Annotated in this window: 5 protein-coding genes; 4 read left to right on the forward strand and 1 reads right to left on the reverse strand. The window is 75.2% G+C overall.

All coding sequences use genetic code 11. The annotated features are described in order from the left end of the window. Positions 1 to 13: 13 nt before the first annotated feature. The 4 genes from AC07FY_RS04870 to AC07FY_RS04885 all read left to right on the forward strand — a co-directional run bounded on the left by AC07FY_RS04870 (position 14) and on the right by AC07FY_RS04885 (position 16,085). Positions 14 to 13,507 (forward strand): non-ribosomal peptide synthetase, encoded by a 13,494-nt coding sequence (locus AC07FY_RS04870; RefSeq protein ID WP_479000444.1) that lies wholly within the window; start codon positions 14 to 16, stop codon positions 13,505 to 13,507. A gap of 6 nt (positions 13,508 to 13,513) precedes the next feature. Beyond that, on the forward strand, positions 13,514 to 14,818 hold the full coding sequence (locus AC07FY_RS04875) for an MFS transporter (RefSeq protein WP_479000447.1): 1,305 nt from the start codon (positions 13,514 to 13,516) through the stop codon (positions 14,816 to 14,818). 65 nt (positions 14,819 to 14,883) lie between these two features. Next, positions 14,884 to 15,696 carry a dimethylargininase gene (ddaH, locus tag AC07FY_RS04880; protein WP_479000450.1) on the forward strand — a complete coding sequence of 271 codons (813 nt, stop codon included), beginning with the start codon at positions 14,884 to 14,886 and terminating at the stop codon, positions 15,694 to 15,696. Between the two features lie 167 nt (positions 15,697 to 15,863). Next, complete coding sequence (locus AC07FY_RS04885; RefSeq protein ID WP_479000453.1) at positions 15,864 to 16,085, forward strand: hypothetical protein; 222 nt, start codon at positions 15,864 to 15,866, stop codon at positions 16,083 to 16,085. Positions 16,086 to 16,153: 68 nt separating this feature from the next. On the opposite strand, the gene AC07FY_RS04890 is transcribed toward AC07FY_RS04885, so the two are convergent. Further along, positions 16,154 to 19,396: an AfsR/SARP family transcriptional regulator gene (locus AC07FY_RS04890; protein ID WP_479001560.1), complete on the reverse strand. Its 3,243-nt coding sequence runs from the start codon at positions 19,394 to 19,396 to the stop codon at positions 16,154 to 16,156. Between the last annotated feature and the right edge of the window lie 168 nt (positions 19,397 to 19,564).

The following is a 19,564-nucleotide window of genomic DNA, read 5'->3' on the forward strand; positions in this document are numbered from 1 at the left end:
TCCGAGCCGTGACGTGAGCAGAGGAAGCACCGTGATCCCGGTTTCGTACGCACAACAGCGTCTCTGGCTGATCGACCAGATCGAAGGACCGAGCGCGCTCTACAACCTGCCGTTCGCGGTGCGTCTGCGCGGTGTGCTCGACACCGGGGCGCTGCGCGCCGCGACGGCGGACGTGGTCGCCCGGCACGAGGCCCTGCGCACGGTGTTTCCGGTGGCCGCGGGGGTTCCCGTGCAGCGGATCGTGCCGTCCGCCCAGGCGCGGATCGCCTTCGAGACGGTGCGGTGCGCACCGGCCGACTATCCCGCCCTGCGGGATGAGGCCGCCTCCCACGCCTTCGACCTGAGCTCCGAACTGCCCGTGCGGGTCACGGTCTTCTCGCTCGCTCCTGCCGAGCTCCCTGCCGTTCCCTCGGCCGAACCGCCCACCGAGCACCCCGACCGGCACTCCACCGAGCACGTGCTGCTCCTCGTACTCCACCACATCGCGGCGGACGGCTGGTCGCTCGGCCCGCTGCTGCGCGACCTCGCGACGGCCTACACCGCCCGTCTCGACGGCTCCGCCCCGGACTGGGAGCCGCTGCCGGTCCAGTACGCGGACTACGCGCTCTGGCAGCGCGACCTGCTCGGCGAGGAATCGGACCCGGGCAGCCTGATGAGCCGCCAGCTCGACTACTGGCGGGGCGTGCTGGCCGGGCTGCCGGAGGAGCTGGACCTGCCGGTCGACCGCCCCCGTCCGCCCGCTCCGACCGGCGCCGCCGACGCCGTGCCGTTCGGCTACGGACCCGAGCTGCACGCCGCGCTGACCGCTCTGGCCCGCCGTCACCGCGCCACCCTGTTCTCCGTCCTGCAGGCCGGCCTCGCCGCCCTGTTCACCCGGCTCGGCGCCGGGAGCGACATCCCGCTCGGCACGGGCGTGGCGGGCCGTTCGGACGAGGCGCTGAACGACCTGGTCGGCTTCTTCGTCAACACCCTGGTCCTGCGCACCGACACCTCGGGCGACCCGTCCTTCGCCGAACTCCTCGGCCGGGTCCGGGAGTCGCAGCTCGACGCGTTCGCCCACCAGGAGGTGCCGTTCGAGCGGCTCGTCGAGGAGATCAACCCGGTCCGCGCCCTCGGCCGCCACCCGCTGTTCCAGACCCTGCTCGTCCTGCAGAACCACGAGGAGGGCGAACTCGGCCTGCCGGGGCTGGTGTCGGCGCCCGAGCCGCTCGGTCTGCGGGTCGCCAAGTTCGACCTCAACATCGGCATCACCGAGCTCCGCACCCCCGACGGTGCTCCCGCCGGGCTCACCGGATCGGTCGAGTACGCGGCCGACCTCTACGACCGCGCCACCGTCACCACCCTGCTCGAGCGCCTGGGCTTGCTGCTGGCCGCCGCGGCCGCCGACCCCGAGGCGCCGATCGGCTCGCTCGACATCCTCGCCCCGGAGGAGCACGACCGCCTGCGCGAGGAGTGGAACGCCACCGCCGCGCCCGTCCCGTACGGCTCGCTGCCCGAGCTGTTCGAGGCCCGGGCGGCCGGCACCCCGGACGCGGTCGCCCTCGCCCACGACGGCGGGACCGTCACCTATGCCGAGCTGAACGCCCGCGCCAACCGGCTGGCCCACCACCTGATCGCCCGCGGAGTCGGACCGGAGTCCCCGGTCGCCCTGCTCATGGAGCGCTCGGTCGACCTGGTCGTCGCCACCCTGGCCGTGCTCAAGGCCGGCGGATGCTACGTACCCCTCCACACGAGCCTGCCGCCGGAGCGCATGGCCGCGCTGCTCGCCGACACCTCCGCCCCCGTCCTGCTGACCGACCGCGCCGACCCGGGCTTCGCGCACACCGCCGTCGTGGTCCGGCCCGGAGAGGAGCCGGCCGGGCCGGCGCACGACCCCGGCCTTCCCGTCCACCCCGACCGGCTCGCCTACGTGATGTTGACCTCCGGCTCCACCGGCACCCCCAAGGGCGTCGCGGTCCGCCACCGCGACGTCGTGGACCTGGCCGCCGACCGCCGTTGGCGCGACGGCCGGCACGAGCGGATCCTGCTGCACTCCCCGCACGCCTTCGACGCCGCCACCTACGAGCTGTGGACACCGCTGCTCCACGGCGCCACCGTGGTGCTCGCGCCGCCCGGGAGTCTGGACGCCGCCGCGCTGCGGGAGGTGGCCACCCGGCACGCCGTCACCGCCGTCTTCCTCACCAAGGCCCTGTTCGACCTGGTCGCCGAACAGGCACCGGAGACCTTCCGGGCCCTGCGGACGGTCTGCACCGGCGGTGAGGCCGCCTCGGCCGCCCTGATGCGGCGCGTCCTCGACCACTGCCCCGACCTGCTGCTCGCACACGTCTACGGGCCCACCGAGGCGACCACCTTCGCCACCCACCACGAGCTCACTCCCGCCGATCTTTCCGGGCCCCGGCCACCGATCGGCGCCCCGCTCGACAACATGCGCGCCCACGTCCTCGACGCCCGGCTGCGGCCCGTCCCCCCCGGCGTCCCCGGCGAGCTGTACGTGGCGGGGGCCGGACTGGCCCGCGGCTACCTGGGCCGCCCGGCGCTGACCGCGGAGCGCTTCGTCGCCGACCCGTTCGCCCGGGGACAGCGGATGTACCGCACCGGCGACCTGGTCCGCCGCCGGGCCGACGGGGCGATCGAGTTCCTCGGCAGGATCGACGGCCAGGTCAAGCTGCGCGGCTTCCGGATCGAGCCGGGCGAGATCGAAGCCGTGCTCTCCCGCCACCCCGACGTCCGCCAGGTCATCGTGGTGCCCCGCGAGGACCGCCCCGGTGACATCCGCCTCGTCGGCTACTGCGCGGTGCCCGGACCGCTGCTCCGGGATCGGCCCGAACTCGGCACCGAACTGAGGGAGTTCGCAGCCGAGACCCTGCCCGGATACATGGTGCCCTCGGCCGTGGTCGCGCTGCCGGCCCTGCCGCTCAACGCCAACGGCAAGGTCGACCGGCGCGCCCTGCCCGCCCCCGAGCTGAGCGCGGACACCGACGGCCGCGCCCCGCGCGACGCACGCGAACACGCCCTGTGCACGCTCTTCGGCGAGATCCTCGGCATCGACGACATCACCATCGACGACGACTTCTTCGAACTCGGCGGGCACTCGCTGCTCGCCACCCGCCTCATCGGCCGGGCCCGCACGGAGCTGGGCGCCGAACTCGCCATCGGAGACCTCTTCCAGGCCCCGACCGTTGCCGACCTCGCGGCCAGGCTCGCCGCGGACACGGCCCGGCCGGCCCTGCGCCCCGAACCCCGGCCCGAGCACCTCCCCGTCTCCTTCGCACAGCGCCGGCTGTGGTTCCTCGGCCAGGCCGAGGGGCCCGCCGCCACCTACAACGTCACCCTCGCCCTCCGGCTCACCGGACCCTTGGACGCGGCCGCCCTGGACAGCGCGCTGGGCGACGTCGTCGCCCGCCACGAGACGCTCCGCACGGTGTTCACCGCCCACGACGGCGTCCCCCACCAGCGGATCCTGCCCGAGCCCCCGGCCCCGCTGCTCACCGTGACCGACCGCCCCGTGCAGGAACTGGTCGGCCACACCTTCGACCTCGCCGTCGACGTCCCCCTGCACGCCTACCTGCGCCCCGAGTCGCCCGAGGAGCACGTCCTGCTCCTGGTGATGCACCACATCGCCAGCGACGGCTGGTCGCTGCGGCCGCTCTTCCGCGACCTCGCCGACGCCTACACCGCCCGCCTCGGCGGTACGGTGCCGGTGTGGGAGCCGCTGCCGGTCCAGTACGCCGACTACACGCTGTGGCAGTACCGGACGCTCGGGTCGGACACCGACCCGCAGTCCCGGCTCACGGAACAACTGGATTACTGGCGCCAGGCCCTGGCCGGCCTGCCGGACGAGCTGCCGCTCCCGCTGGACCGCCCCCGCCCGGCGGTCGCCGGACACCGCGGCGACGTCGTCGCGCTGGAGCTGGGCGCGGACCTGCACGCCCGCCTCGCCGAGCTGGCCGCCGCGCACGGAGCCACGCTGTTCATGGTGCTCCAGGCCGCCTACGCCACCCTGCTGCACCGCTTCGGCGCCGGCGACGACCTGCCGATCGGCACCCCGCTCGCCGGCCGCCTCGACCCGGCCCTCGACGACCTCGTCGGCTTCTTCGCCAGCACCCTGGTCCTGCGCACCGACCTCACCGGCCGCCCCACCTTCGCGGAGCTGCTGAACCGGGTCCGGGAGGCAGACCTGGCCGCCTACGCCCACCAGGAAGTGCCCTTCGAGCGGCTGGTGGAGGAGCTCAACCCGGCCCGCACGCTGGCCCGGCACCCGCTCTTCCAGGTGATGATCGCCTTCGACAACACCGGCGGCGGGAGCCCCGAGTTCCCGGGCACCCGTACCGCCTACGAGCCGCTCGGCCTGCCCACCACCCCCTTCGACCTCACCCTCAACCTCTCCGAGCGCCACCACCCGGACGGCGGCCCGGCCGGCCTGGAAGGGGGCCTGGAGTTCGCCACCGACCTGTTCGACCGGGCCACCGCCGAACGGCTCGCCGAAGCGCTGCCGCGCCTGCTGGACCAGGTCGCCGCGGACCCGCACCGCCCCGTCGCCGAACTGGACGTCCTCGGCCGCGAGGGGCGGGCGGCGCTGGCCGCGTGGCACGACACCGGCCGGCCCGGCACGGACGCCCTCGTCCCGGACGTGTTCGCCGCGCAGGCGGCGGCCACACCGGACGCCACCGCCCTGGTCTTCGGGGAGACCCGGCTGACCTACGCCGAGCTGGACGCCCGCGCCAACCGGCTCGCCCACGGCCTTGCCGCAGCCGGCGCGGGCCCCGAGGACGTGGTCGCGCTCGCCCTGCCGCGCTCCGCCGAGTCGATCGTCGCCCTCCTCGCCGTACTGAAGGCGGGTGCGGCCTTCCTCCCGCTGGACGCCGACCACCCGCAGGAGCGCACCGCGCACATGCTGGCCGACGCCCGGCCCGCGGCCGTCCTCACGCACGCCGGCTGGCCGCTGCCCGAGGTCCTGCGCGGCCTGGACGGCACCGCGGTCCTGGACGCCGGGGAGGGGACCTGGGCCGACCGGCCCGCCGACGCGCCGCCGGTGCGCGTCCACCCCTCGAACGCCGCCTACGTGATCTACACCTCCGGCTCGACCGGCCGCCCCAAGGGCGTGGTGGTCCGCCACGGCGGGCTCGCCAACCTGCTGGCCTTCCACCGCGACGAGACCATCGCCGCCGCCCCGCGGCCCCGCCCGGGACACCGGTTCCGCTTCGCCCAGAGCGCCTCGCTGTCCTTCGACACGGGCCTGGAGGCCGTGCTGTGGATGGTCGCCGGCCACGAACTGCACATGCTCGACGACGACACCCGCCGTGACGCCGCCGCGATCGTCCGCTACGCCGAGCGCACCGGCGCCGACGTCCACGACGTGACCCCCGGGCAGGCCGAGCGGCTGGTCGAGGAGGGCCTGCTCGACCGCTGCCCGCCGGCGCTGCTGATGGTCGGCGGCGAGGCCCTCGGCCAGACCCTCTGGGCCGCCCTCGCGGCCGCCCCCGACACGGTCGTCCTCAACATGTACGGCCCGACCGAGTGCACCGTCGACGCGCTGCACCACCGGCTCACCGCCGACCCGCGCCCGCTGATCGGACGCCCGCTGCCCAACCTCCGCGCGCACGTCCTGGACTGCGGTCTGCGGCCCGTCCCGCCCGGCGTCCCCGGTGAGCTGTACCTGGCCGGCGCCGGCCTCGCCCGCGGCTACCTGGGCCGCCCGTCGCTGACCGCGGAGCGCTTCGTCGCCGACCCGTTCGCGCCGGGGGAGCGGATGTACCGCACGGGCGACCTCGCCCGCCGCCGCCCCGACGGCCGGGTCGAGTACCTCGGCCGCACCGACCACCAGGTCAAGGTGCGCGGCTTCCGGATCGAGCCCGGCGAGATCGAGACGGTCCTGGCCGCCCACCCGGAGGTCCTGCAGGCCGCCGTCCTGCCGCACCACGACAGCGCGGCCGGCACCCGGCTCGCCGCCTACGTCGTCACCCGTACCCCGCTCGACCCCGCCGAACTGCGCGCCCACGCGGCCGCAGCCCTGCCGGACTACATGGTCCCGGCGGCCTTCGTGACCCTCGACGCGCTGCCCCTCAACGTCAACGGCAAGCTCGACCGGCCCGCGCTGCCCGCCCCGGACTTCGCGGCGGCCGCCGGCGGCCGGACGGCCCGGACGGCCCGCGAGGAGATCCTCTGCGGCTTGTTCGGCGAGGTGCTCGGCGTCACGGGACCGGTCGGCGTCGACGACGACTTCTTCGCCCTCGGCGGCCACTCGCTGCTCGCCACCCGGCTGCTCAGCCGGGTGCGTGCGGTTCTCGGCGCCGAACTCGGCATCCGGGACGTCTTCGAGGCCCCCACGGTGGCCGGTCTGGTCCAGCGCCTCGACGGCGCGCAAGCCCGGCCCGCGCTGACGGCGGGCGAACGCCCCGCGCGCCTGCCGCTCTCCTTCGCCCAGCAGCGGCTCTGGCTGATCGACCGGATGGAGGGGCCGAGCGCGCTCTACAACATGCCGCTCGCCCTGCGCCTCACCGGCCCGCTCGACCCGGCCGCCCTGGAGCTGGCCCTCGGCGACCTGACCGCGCGGCACGAGGTCCTGCGCACCGTCATCGCCGAGCAGGACGGCGAGCCGCACCAGGTGGTCCTCGCCCCTTCCGCCGCCGCGCTCCCCGTCGAACGGGTCGACTGCCCCCGGGATTCGGTGGACGCGGCGGTCGAGCGGGCCGCGCGCCGGCCTTTCGACCTGGCCGCGGAGCCGCCCGTACGGGTCACCCTGCTGCGGGTCGCCGCCGAGGAGCACGTGCTGATCGTCGCGCTGCACCACATCGCCGGTGACGGCTGGTCGATGGGTCCGCTGCTGCGCGACCTCACCGCCGCCTACACCGCCCGCCTCGACGGCCGGGCGCCCGCAGGGGCCGAGCTGCCCGTCCAGTACGCGGACTACGCGCTGTGGCAGCGCCGGCTGCTCGGTGCGGAGAGCGACCCCGACAGCCTCGCCGCGCGCCAACTCGCCTACTGGCGGCAGACGCTCGCCGGCCTCCCCGAAGAGCTCACACTCCCCGTCGACCGGCCGCGCGGCGCCCGGGCCGACCACCGGGGCGACCGCGTCGTCCTGCCGATCGGCGCCGAACTGCACCGGGCGCTGACGAAGACGGCGCGCGAGCACCGGGTCACGATGTTCATGACCCTGCAGGCCGCGCTGGCTGCGCTGCTGACCCGGCTCGGGGCCGGCACCGACGTACCGATCGGCTCGGTCGTCGCCGGGCGCTCCGACGAGGCGCTGGACGACCTGGTCGGCTTCTTCGTCAACACCCTGGTGCTGCGCACCGACACCTCCGGCGACCCGACCTTCGCCGAACTCCTGGGGCGCGTCAGGGAGACCGGCCTCGGTGCCTACGCCCACCAGGACGTGCCCTTCGAGCGGCTCGTCGAGGAGCTCAACCCGGCCCGCTCACTGGCCCGCCACCCCCTCTTCCAGGTGGCGATGGTCCTCCAGTCCGACGACGGCGCCGGTCCCGGGCTCACCGGTCTGCGCGCCGACGCCCTGCCGACCGACACCGGCGTGGCCAAGTTCGACCTCAACGTGACGCTGGAGGAGTTCTTCGGCCCCGACACGGAACCCGCCGGCCTGGACTGCGCGATCGACTTCGCCACCGACCTGTTCGACCGGGAGACCGTCGAGTCGATCGCCTTCCGCTTCGGCCGACTGCTCACGGAGATGACCGCCCGCCCCGGGCAGCGGATCGGCCGCGCCGACCTGCTGGCCGAGGACGAGCGCGCCGGACTCCTCGGCGGCCACCGGCCGCTGCCCGAGCAACTGCCTCTCGTCCCGGACGCCTTCGCGGCGCAGGCGGCGGCCACACCGGACGCCACCGCCCTGGTGTTCGAGGAGACCCGGCTGACCTACGCCGAGCTGGACGCCCGCGCCAACCGGCTGGCCCACGGACTGCGGTCCGCCGGCATCGGCCCCGAGGACGTGGTGGCGCTCGCCCTGCGCCGCTCCGTCGAGACGGTGGTCTCCCAGCTCGCCGTGCTGAAGGCGGGTGCGGCCTTCCTCCCGCTGGACGCCGACTACCCGCAGGAGCGCACCGCGCACATGCTGGCCGACGCCCGGCCCGCGGCCGTCCTCACGCACGCCGGCTGGCCGCTGCCCGAGGTCATTTACGGCCTGGACGGCGCCGCGGTCCTGGACGCCGGGGAGGGGACCTGGGCCGACCGGCCCGCCGACGCGCCGCCGGTGCGCGTCCACCCCTCGAACGCCGCCTACGTGATCTACACCTCCGGTTCCACCGGCCGCCCCAAGGGCGTGGTGGTGAGCCACGGCTCCATCGCCGCTCTGCTGGCCGCCCACGAGGCCGAGACCTTCGCCGGGCCCGCGCGGGCGCGCGGCCGGCTGCGCGCCGCGCTGACCGCCTCGCTCTGCTTCGACGCCTCCTGGAACAGCCTGCTGTGGATGGTCGCCGGCCATGAGCTGCACCTGATCGGCGAGGACCTGCGCCGCGACCCGGCCGCCCTGGTCCGGCATGTGCGCACCGCGGGCATCGATGCCGTCCAGTTCACCCCGACCTACGCCGAACAGCTCATCGCCGAGGGTCTGCTGGACGCTCCCGCGCCCCGCGTGGTGCTGCTCGGCGGCGAACCGGTCGGCCAGGCGCTGTGGACCCGTCTGCGCGAGGCCCCGGACACCACCGGCCACAACCTCTACGGCCCCACCGAGTGCACCGTCGACACCCTGCTCCAGGCGTACGCCGACTCCGAGCACCCCACCCTGGGCCGCACGGTGCTCGGCACCCGGGCCCTCGTCCTGGACGAGCACCTGAACCCCGTCCCGGCGGGTGTCCCCGGCGAGCTGTACCTGGGCGGCGCCGGTCTCGCCCGCGGCTACCTGGGCCGCCCGGCGCTGACCGCGGAGCGCTTTGTCGCCGACCCGTTCACGCCGGGGGAGCGGATGTACCGCACCGGTGACCTGGTCCGCCGCACCCGCGCAGGACGGATCGACTACCTGGGCCGCACCGACCACCAGGTCAAGATCCGCGGCTTCCGGATCGAACCCGGCGAGATCGAGCAGGTGCTGGCCCGCCACCCCGCCGTCCGGCAGGCCGTGGTCACCCCGCACGAGAGCGCCGACGGCGACCGCCGCCTCGTCGCCCACTGCGCCGTCACCGCGCCCAGCCCCGAACTGGCTCTCGAACTGCGCCGGTTCGCGGCCCAGACACTGCCCGGCTACATGGTCCCCGCAGCCGTCGTCCCGCTCGACGCACTGCCGCTGACCGGCAGCGGCAAAGTCGACCGGCGCGCCCTGCCCGCCCCCGACTTCCACCTCTTCACCGGCGGACGCGCCCCCCGCACGGCACGCGAGGAACTGCTCGGCGGGCTCTTCGCCGAGGTCCTCGCCGTCCCCGGACCCCTCTCCCTCGACGACGACTTCTTCGCCCTCGGCGGCCACTCGCTGCTCGCCATGCGGCTGGTCAGCCGCGTCCGAGCGGTCTTCGCCGCCGAGATCGACGTCCGGGACGTGTTCGAGGCACCGACGGTCGCCGGCCTGGTCCAGCGCCTGGACGGCGCCGCGGCCCGACTCGCGCTGACCGCCGCCGAGCGCCCCGAACGGCTTCCGCTCTCCTTCGCCCAGCAGCGGCTCTGGCTCATCGACCGCATGGAGGGCCCCAGCGCCCTCTACAACCTCCCGCTCGCCCTGCGCCTCACCGGTCCGCTCGACCCGGACGCACTCGAACGCGCCGTCGGCGACCTGGTCGCCCGGCACGAGATCCTGCGCACCCTGATCACCGAGCAGGCCGGTGAACCCCGGCAGCGGATCGTCCCGGCCGCCGAGGCCCGGGTCGCCTTCGACCGCCGCACCGCCCCGCCGGCGGATCCGGCGGCCGCCCTGGCCGAGTGCACCGCCACGCCCTTCGACCTGGCCACCGAACTCCCGATGCGCGCCCACCTCTTCCCGCTCGCCGCCGATGAGCACCTGTTCGTCCTCGTCCTGCACCACATCGCCGGCGACGGCTGGTCCATGGACCCGCTGCTGCGCGACCTGGCAGCCGCCTACGCCGCCCGCCGCGACGGCCGGGCGCCCGACTGGCAGCCGCTGCCGGTGCAGTACGCGGACTACGCGCTCTGGCAGCGCGAGCTGCTCGGTGACGAGGACGACCGCGACAGCCTGGCCGCCGGCCAGCTCGGCTACTGGCGCGACGCCCTCGCGGGCCTCCCCGAGGAACTGTCCCTGCCGGTGGATCGCCCCCGGCGGGCGGACAGCGGCCACCGCGGCGACCGCGTCGTCCTCCAGCTCGGCGCCGAACTGCACCGCGCGCTGACCGAAACCGCGCGCGAGCACCGGGTCACGATGTTCATGACCCTGCAGGCCGCGCTGGCTGCGCTGCTGACCCGGCTCGGGGCCGGCACCGACGTACCGATCGGCTCGGTCGTCGCCGGGCGCTCCGACGAGGCGCTGGACGACCTGGTCGGCTTCTTCGTCAACACCCTGGTGCTGCGCACCGACACCTCCGGCGACCCGGCCTTCGCCGAACTGCTGCGCCGGGTGCGCGAGACCCAGCTCGACGCCCACGCCCACCAGGACGTGCCCTTCGAGCGGCTCGTCGAGGAGCTCAACCCGGCCCGCTCACTGGCCCGCCACCCCCTCTTCCAGGTGATGCTGCTGCTCCAGGGCGCCGGGAGCGGCGCGCCGGGCGGTCCCGGCGGAACACCGTTCGAGCCGGCCGGTCTGGCGGCCGCCGTCGAACCGGTCGGCGGCAGCGAGGCCAAGTTCGACCTCTGCGTCGCGATGGGCGAGTCCTTCGACGCGGACGGCGCGCCCGCCGGTCTGGAGTGCGCGATCGACTTCGCCACCGACCTCTTCGACCGGGAGACCGTGGAGTCCCTGGCGGTCCGGCTGGGCCGGCTGCTGACGCAGGCCGCCGCCCACCCCGACCGGCGCATCGGCCGGCTCGACCTGCTCGCCCCGGAGGAGCGCACGCGGCTCCTGGGCGGGGAGCGTGCGCTGCCGCCGTCCGTGCCGCTGCTGCCCGCCGCCTTCGAGGCCCAGGCCGCCCGCACCCCGGACGCGACAGCCCTGGTCCACGGGGACACCCGGCTGAGCTTCGCGGAGCTCAACACCCGGGCCAACCGGCTCGCGCACCGGCTGACAGCCGCGGGCGCCGGCCCGGAGTCGGTGGTCGCCCTGGCCCTGCCGCGCTCCGCGGAGACGGTGATCGCCCTGCTCGCCGTGCTGAAGGCCGGAGCCGTCTCGCTCCCGCTGGACGCCGAGTACCCGGCCGACCGGACCGCCGCGATGCTGGCCGACGCCGCGCCCGCACTGGCCGTGACCGCAGACGGCTGGCCGCTGCCCGGACTGCTCGCCGGTCTGCCCGTCCTGCCGGCGGCCCCGGCCGAGGAGACCGGTGTTCCCGCCGACGGCAACCCCCCGCCCCGCGCCACCGCCTCCGGCGCCGCCTACGTGATCTACACCTCCGGCTCCACCGGCCGCCCCAAGGGCGTGGTCGTCAGCCACCGCTCCCTCGCCGCGCTGCTCGCCTCGCACCGCTGCGCCACCGGCCCGATCGGCGCCACCGACCGCGCTCACGGCCGCCAACGCGTCGCGCTCACCGCCTCGCTGTGCTTCGACGCCTCCTGGGACGGCCTGCTCTGGCTCGTCGCCGGCCACGAACTGCACCTGGCCGGTGACGAGGTCCGCCGCGACGCCGCCGCGCTCGTACGGCACCTGCGGACCGAGTCCATCGGCGTCCTGGAGGTCACCCCCTCCTACGCCGAACAACTGCTCGACGAGGGGCTGCTGGACGCACCGGCCCCGCGCGTGGTGCTGCTGGGCGGCGAAGCGGTCGGCCAGAGCCTGTGGTCCCGTTTGCGCGCGGCCCCGGCGACCACGGCCCACAACCTGTACGGACCCACCGAGTCCACCGTCGACGCGCTCACCCAGCCCTTCGCCGCCACCGAGCGCCCGGCCCTCGGCCGCACGGTGCTCGGCACCCGGGCCCTCGTCCTGGACGAGCACCTGAACCCCGTCCCGGCGGGTGTCCCCGGCGAGCTGTACCTGGGCGGCGCCGGTCTCGCCCGCGGCTACCTGGGCCGCCCGTCGCTGACCGCGGAGCGCTTCGTCGCCGACCCGTTCACGCCGGGGGAGCGGATGTACCGCACCGGTGACCTGGTCCGCCGCACCCGCGCAGGACGGATCGACTACCTGGGCCGCACCGACCACCAGGTCAAGATCCGCGGCTTCCGGATCGAACCCGGCGAGATCGAGCACGTGCTCACCGGGCACCCGCAGGTCCACGCCGCCACCGTGACGGTCCACGACGACGGCGCCGCCGGCCCCCGCCTGGTCGCCCACGTCGTGGCGGACGGCCCCCTCGACCCGGCCGAACTGCGCGCCTTCGCCGCCCGGTCGCTGCCCGGATACATGCTCCCGGCGGCCGTCGTCCCGCTCGACGCGCTGCCCCTGACCGCCAGCGGCAAGGTCGACCGGCGCGCCCTGCCCGCCCCCGACTTCCACTCCTCGCCCACGGGCCGCGCCCCCCGGACACCCCAGGAGGAGCTGCTCTGCGGCTTCTTCGCCGAGGTGCTCGGCCTGCCGGGCCCGGTCTGCGTCGACGACGGCTTCTTCGACCTCGGCGGCCACTCCCTCCTCGCGATGAAGCTGCTCGGCCGGATCCGCGGCGCGTTCGGAGCCGACCTCGGCATGCGGGCGCTCTTCGAAGCGCCCACCGTGGCCGCCCTCAGCCGCCGCCTCGCCCCGGACCACGGACCGGGCGTGCCCGCCGACGACGCCGAGAACGGCGCCCTGGACGTCCTCCTCCCGCTGCGCGCCACGGGCACCGGCGCCCCGCTGTTCTGCGTCCACCCCGCCGCGGGCATCAGCTGGGTCTACTCCGGGCTGCTGCGCCACCTCGACCCCGACCGTCCGGTGCACGGCCTCCAGGCGCGGGGCTTGCGCGGAGGCTCACCGTCCTCCGTCACCGAGATCGCCGAGGACTTCGTACGGCAGATCCGCCACGTCCAACCCGAGGGCCCCTACCACCTGCTCGGCTGGTCCTTCGGCGGAGTCGTCGCCCAGGCGATGGCCGTCGCGCTGCAGGCGGCGGGGGAGGAGGTCGCCCTGCTCGCCCTCCTCGACGCCCTCCCCGCCGACCCCGGCCGGTACGGCGCCGACGGCCCCCCGCCCTCCGACGAACCGGTCGACACCCTCGCCGAGCTGCTCGCCTCACTCGGCTACGACCCGGCAGACGGACGCGGACAGGCCGACCTCACCGCACTCCTCGGCGAGGCCGCCGCGGTGCTGCCCGACGTGTTCGAACAGCACCGCAAGCTGATGGCCGAACACGTACCGGACCGCTACCGGGGCGACGCCGTCTTCTTCGGCGCCACCCTCGACAAGCCCGCCGACTGGCCTTTCGCGGCCGCCTGGCGCCCGTACGTCGACGGCCGCATCGAGGAGCACGGCATCACCTGCACGCACGGCGCCATGACGCGGCCGGAGCCCCTCGCACGGATCGCCGCCGTGCTCACCGAGAAGCTTGGAGCGTGACCCGCCATGACCACAGCCTCCGTCAAACCGCCCCACCCGCCGTCACCCCCGGCGGGGGACGCGCCGCGAAGGAGCCGCTGGGGCCTGTGGGCGCAGACCGACTTCCGCAGGCTCTGGATCGGTGAGACGACCAGCGGCCTCGGCACCGCCGTGGGCAACGTCGCCCTCGCCCTGGTGGCCGTCGTCACCCTGGACGCCTCGCCGTTCATGGTCGGCCTGCTGACCGCCTCCGCCTGGGTGCCCTGGCTCTTCCTCGGTCTCGTGGCCGGGGCGTGGGTGGACCGCTGGCCCCGGCTGAAGGTGATGCTGGTCTGCGACCTCCTGCTGCTGGTGCTGTTCGGCAGCGTGCCGGTGGCCGGCTGGCTGGAGCGGCTGACGATGACCCAGCTCGTGGTGGTCGCGCTGCTGGCCGGCGCGGTCAAGGTGTTCCTCTCGACCGCCAACGGCGCGGTGCTCCCCTCGCTGGTCGCCAAGGACGACCTGCTGGAGGCCAACGTCAAGCTGCGGTCCGGGGACGCGGCGGCGGAGATCGCCGGCCCCGGCCTGGCCGGTCTGATCTCCCAGGCGTTCGGCGCGGTCAGCGGTCTGCTCGCCGACGCGCTCACCTACCTGGTGGCGGCGGTCTGCGTGGGAGGCATCAAGGTCGAGGAGAAGCCGCCGCCGGTCTCCGAACGGCGCGGCATCCTGGGCGAGATCAAGGAGGGCGTCCGGTTCCTGCTGGGCGACCCCTACCTGCGCACGCTGGCGAGCTTCGCGGCCGTCGGCAACCTCGGGCTCAACGGCATCCAGGCGGTGCAGACGATCTTCCTGGTGCGCAGCGTGGGCGTGACGCCCAGCGGCGTCGGCGCGGTCTTCGCGGTGGTCTCGATCGGCGGCCTGGCCGGGGCCGCACTGGCCGGGCGGATCGCCCGCCGGTTCGGGACGGCCCGCGGGCTGCTGCTCTGCGAGCTGGTGGGGGCTCCGTTCATCCTGCTGCTGCCGATGGCGGGGGAGCGGCTGCCGCTGGCGGTGAGCGCGGTGGCCTGGTCGGTCGCCGTCTGTGGAGTGATCGCCGGGAACGTCATCGCCGGCAGCTTCTACCAGGCGTACTGCCCGCCCGCGATGATCGGCAGGATCCGGGCCAGCGCCTCGACCGTCAACTTCAGCGCCATCCCGGTGGGCGCGCTGCTCGGCGGCTGGCTCGGCGAGGTCCTGGGTGCCCGGACCACCCTGTGGATCATGGCGAGCGTCCTGCTCTCGGCCGGCGCGGTCCTGCTGGCCAGCCCGCTGCGCGGCCTGCGCAGCTTTCCCGAGCGCCCCGCGGCGTCCTGACCCGGCCGCTGCCGTCGGCCGCGCCCATCCAACCCCCTCAGCCCTTTCGCCTTCCGGAGACCGTCATGACCCGCACCGCCCGCCCGCGCCACTTCCTGATGTGCCGTCCCACGCACTTCGAGGTCTCCTACGCCATCAACCCCTGGATGGACCCGGCCAAGCCCGTGGACACCGACCTCGCGGTCACCCAGTGGCAGCGGCTGTACGAGCTGTACGTCGACCTCGGACACCGCGTGGACCTGATCGACCCGCTGCCCGGCCTGCCCGACATGGTCTACGCGGCGAACGGCGCGACCGTCGTCGACGGCCGCGTGCTCGGCGCCCGGTTCCGCAACGCCGAGCGCGCCGCCGAAGGACCCGCCTACCTGCGGTGGTTCCGGGACCGCGGCTTCACCACCCACGATCCGGTCCACGTCAACGAGGGCGAGGGCGACCTGCTGCTGACGGGCGGCTTCCTGCTCGCCGGACGCGGCTTCCGCAGCGAAAGCGCCGGACACGCGGAGGCGCAGGAGTTCCTGGGGCGGCCGGTCGTCGGCCTGGACCTGGTCGACCCGCGCTTCTACCACCTCGACACCGCGCTCGGCGTGCTCGACACCGACCAGGTGATCTACTACCCCGGCGCGTTCTCGGCGGGCAGCCGGGCTGTGCTGCGCCGGCTCTTCCCGGACGCGGTGCCGGTCCGGGAGGCGGACGCGGAGGTGTTCGGACTCAACCTGATGAGCGACGGCCTGAACGTGGTGCTGCCCGAGGCCGCGACCGGCGTCGCCGCCGCGTTGCGCGCACACGGCTACCGGCCGGTCGGAACGGACCTCTCCGAGCTGCTCAAGGGCGGCGGCAGCGTGAAGTGCTGCACGCTGGAGATCCGCGGGGCCGCCTGAGCCGACCGGGCCGCCACCCCCCGGTCAACGGGCCGGTCGACGCACGGTGCTCCTACGTCGATCGGCTGTTGAACGTGCCTTGCCATGCTCCTCCCATCAACCCGGAAACGACTCCGGGAAGACCCCAAACCCCCTTCCCACCAGGGAAGACGTCTCAGGGAGCAGCCATGGCGAAGCGTTCGAACACCCTCGGTGCCACTCGGATCCGCCTGGCCGCCTCGGGCCTCGCCCTCGGCGCGCTGATCGCCCTCGGCACGGCCGGTGCGGCGATGGCCGACGGGGCCGGGGGCGCCGGGCAGGGCGGGACCGCGAGCACCACCCAGGCCACGGTGCCCGCCCCCACCCCCACTCCGACCGACGACAAGGACTGGAACAGCACCGGCTCCTGAGCCGTACCGGCGGGCCGCACGGCCAGGAGAACCGTTTCACTACCGCCGTCGCACCCGTGCCCCGCCCCTCAGGGATCGACCAGCGCCAGAGCCGGCTCCTCCAGCAGGACCGCCACATCGGCGGCCTCCGGCAGCCCCAGGCGGCAGAAGATCTCCTGCGCCTGCCGCAACCGCACCCCCGCTTCGGCCCCGCGTCCCAGATCCGCGAGCGAGCGGCCCAGGACGACCAGGGCCTGGGCCTGGTCCCGCTCCGCGCCCAGCTCCTCGCAGAGCACCAGCGCCAGCCCGGCGTGGTCCAGGGCCTCGTCCGCCCGGCCGAGCGAGCGCAGACTGTCCGCCATCCGGTAGCGCGCGTGCGCCGCCCGGTCCCGCAGACCGGCTTGCGTCGCCACCGTCAGGCACTCCCGGAACCAGGTCACCGCCTCCTCGTGCCGTCCGAGCCCGTGCAGGGCCAGCCCCAGTACGTACAGGGCGTAGGCCCGGCCCGGATCGTCCTGCCGGGTCCGCAACTCGGAGAGCACCTCGTGGCAGATCTCCACGGCCTCGTCGGCCCGCCCGCTGCGCACCCGGGCCAGCGCGGCGTTCACGGTCGTCACCAGGGCGCCGGAGCGGTGCCCCAGTTCGTTGGCCAGCAGCAGCGCCTCGTCGTAGTGGTCCACCGCCTCGTCGAACCGGCTGAGGAACTGGCAGATCAACCCGAGGTCGTTGAGGGCCTGGCGGAGGATCACCGTGTCCCCGGCGGCCCGCGCCGCGTCCACCGCCCGGCGGGACGCCTCCTCCGCCGCGTCCAGCCGGGTCGCCGCGAGGGCGACGTTCCCGCGCAGGAAGTGCGCACGCCCGGCCGCCCGTACGTCGCCGTGCCGCGCCGCGGCCTCGGCCAGGGCGTCCGCGGTGGCGGCGAGCCCGCGGCTCGGCGGGGTGAGCACGAAGGGGGTGAGGGCGATCAGCAGGTCGATCGCGGCCCGCAGCGCAGCCCCGTGCACGCCGTCGCCCGCCACCCCGTCCGCCGGTCTCCCGTCCGCCGGTCTCCCGTCCGCCGGTCTCCCGGCCTGCGGTCTCCTGTCCTGCGGTACCCCGCTCCCCGGTACCCCGTCCGCCGCCGTGCCGTCGGCTCCGCCCGCTCCCGCGTCCGCGGCGACCTGGGCCGCCAGCGCCACCGCGCCCGTCCGCTCCGCCTCCGTCCACGCCCGGGCCGCGTCCCATCCGGCCAGGGCCACACCGGGGGAGCGGGCCGGTCCCAGCGCACCCGACGCCGGATCGCCCGGCACCGCGTGCTGGAAGGCGGAGCAGGCCGTGGCCAGCAGGTGGTCCAGCAGCCGGTCCCGGGCCGCCAGAGCCTCCCCGCTCCCGGCCGTACCGCCTCCCGCCGCAGCGGAGTCGGCGGTCTGCGCCGGTCTGCGCCGGGCGAACGCGCGGAGCAGGTCGTGGTAGCGGTACCGCCCCGGGAACGGCGACTCCACCATCGCCACGTCCACCAGCGCCTCCAGCAGGTCCTCGGCGTCGTACTCGTCGAGGTCGAGCAGCGCCGCGGCGGCCGGCAGCCCGATGTCCGGCCCGTCGACCGAGGCGACCAGCCGGAACGCGCGGGCCTGGTCGGCCGTCAGCTGGCGGTAGCTCAGTTCGAACGCCGCCGCCACCGCGAGGTCGCCGATCCGCAGCTCGTCGATCCGCCGCCGCTCCACCTGGAGCCGGCGGCTGAGCGTCCCCACCGTCCAGCCCGGCCGGGCCGCGAGGCGGGCGGCGACGATCCGGACCGCCAGCGGCAGGTAGCCGCAGGCCACCACCAGTTCCAGCGCCGCTTCCCGTTCGGCGTCCAGGCGCTCCGCGCCGATGGTGCGGCCGAGCAGGTCCAGCGCCTCGGAGGGCTGGAACACGTCCAGATCGACCCGGACCGCGGCCGGCAGCCCGGCCGGGCGGGTGCGACCGGTGGTCAGCACGGCGCAGCCGACCGCACCCGGAAGCAGCGGCCGGATCTGCGCCGCGTCTTTCGCGTTGTCCAGCACCAGCAGCAGCCGCCGCCCGTCCACGACGGACCGGAACAGCGCCGAGCGCGCCTCCAGTCCGTCCGGCACCGCGTCACCGGACACGCCGAGCGCCACCAGGAAGCCGCTGAGTACCGCCTCCGGATCGGCCGGCACGGCGTCGGAGCCGCGCAGGTCCACGTAGAGCTGGCCGTCCGGATAGGACTCCCGGACGCGGTGAGCCACATGCAGGGCCAGCGCCGTCTTGCCGACCCCGCCCATGCCGACCACGGTGGCGATCACCAGAGCCTGGGGCGAGGGCGTGGCGAGCGCCTCGTCCAGCACCCGGACCGGCGCCGTTCGGCCGGTGAAGTCGGCTGCGTCCGGCGGCAGTTGGGCTGGACGCGGCGGTCCGGCGGCCGGCCGGGCGGCGGCCTCCCGCCCGTCCTGCTCCTGCCCGAGTCCCGGTTCGGCCGCCGGGGGAAGACCACCGCCGTCGCCGTCGTCGCCGCTCCGCTCGTCACCGCCGCTCGGGCCGGGGCCGCCGTGGCCCCCGAATCCCGCCGCGCCGCCCGCGCCGCCGCCGGCCGCCGGACCCGTGCCGCCTGCCCTCGCGGTCGCCGTGCCGGGATCGGGCGCGGCCAGCGCCTGATCGCCCTCCAGGATCCTGCGGTGCAGCCGCTCCAGCTCCGCCCCCGGCGCGACGCCCAGCTCGGCGAGGAACAGCTGTCTGACGCCGCGGTACACCGCCAGCGCGTCCGCCTGCCGTCCGGCCTGGTACAGCGCCCGCATCAGCAGCCCGTACGCCCGCTCGTGCAGCGGGTGCTCGGTGGTGAGCGAGGTCAGTTCGGGGATGCACCGCGAGTGCCGGCCGAGCGTCAGGTCCAGCCCGATCCGCTCCTCGAGCAGCGTCAGCCGCAGTTCCTCCAGCCGCTGGCGGTGCCGCTCGGCGAACGGTCCGGGGACACCGGCCAGGGGTTCGCCCTGCCAGAGCTCCAACGCCTGGTTGAGCAGGTCACGGGCGCGCAGCGGATCGGCGCGGGCGGTGCGTTCCGCCTCACCGGCCAGCGCCTCCGCCTCCGCGGCGTCCACGGCGAGTTTCGGCAGGACCAGCCGGTAGCCGTCGCCGATCGACACCAGCACGCTCGGCGCGGGCCGCTCGCCCTCCGCCCCGTCCCCCTCTTCGCCCTTGCCGCCTTTGCCGCCCGCGTCGAGCACCTTGCGCCAGCGCCACGCGTACGTACGCACCGTGGTCATCGCGGCGCTCGGCGGCTCCTCACCCCACAGGGCGGTGATGAGATCGGTGGCGCTCGCCGAATGCCCCGGCCTGAGCAGGAGAACGGCCAGCATCGCCTGCTGCTGCGGACTTCCCATCCGGAGCGCGGCAGCGCCCCGGTGAGCCCGCATCAGACCGAGTAACGAGAAACGGAGATCACCCAAGTTCTGCCCCCAGCCCCCAGAACACGGTGCCCGCCCCCGCTCGGCGCCCATGTCAAATTTTGTGTCACCTTTTTAACC

The sequence above is a fragment of the Streptomyces sp. NPDC045967 genome, from assembly GCF_056430495.1.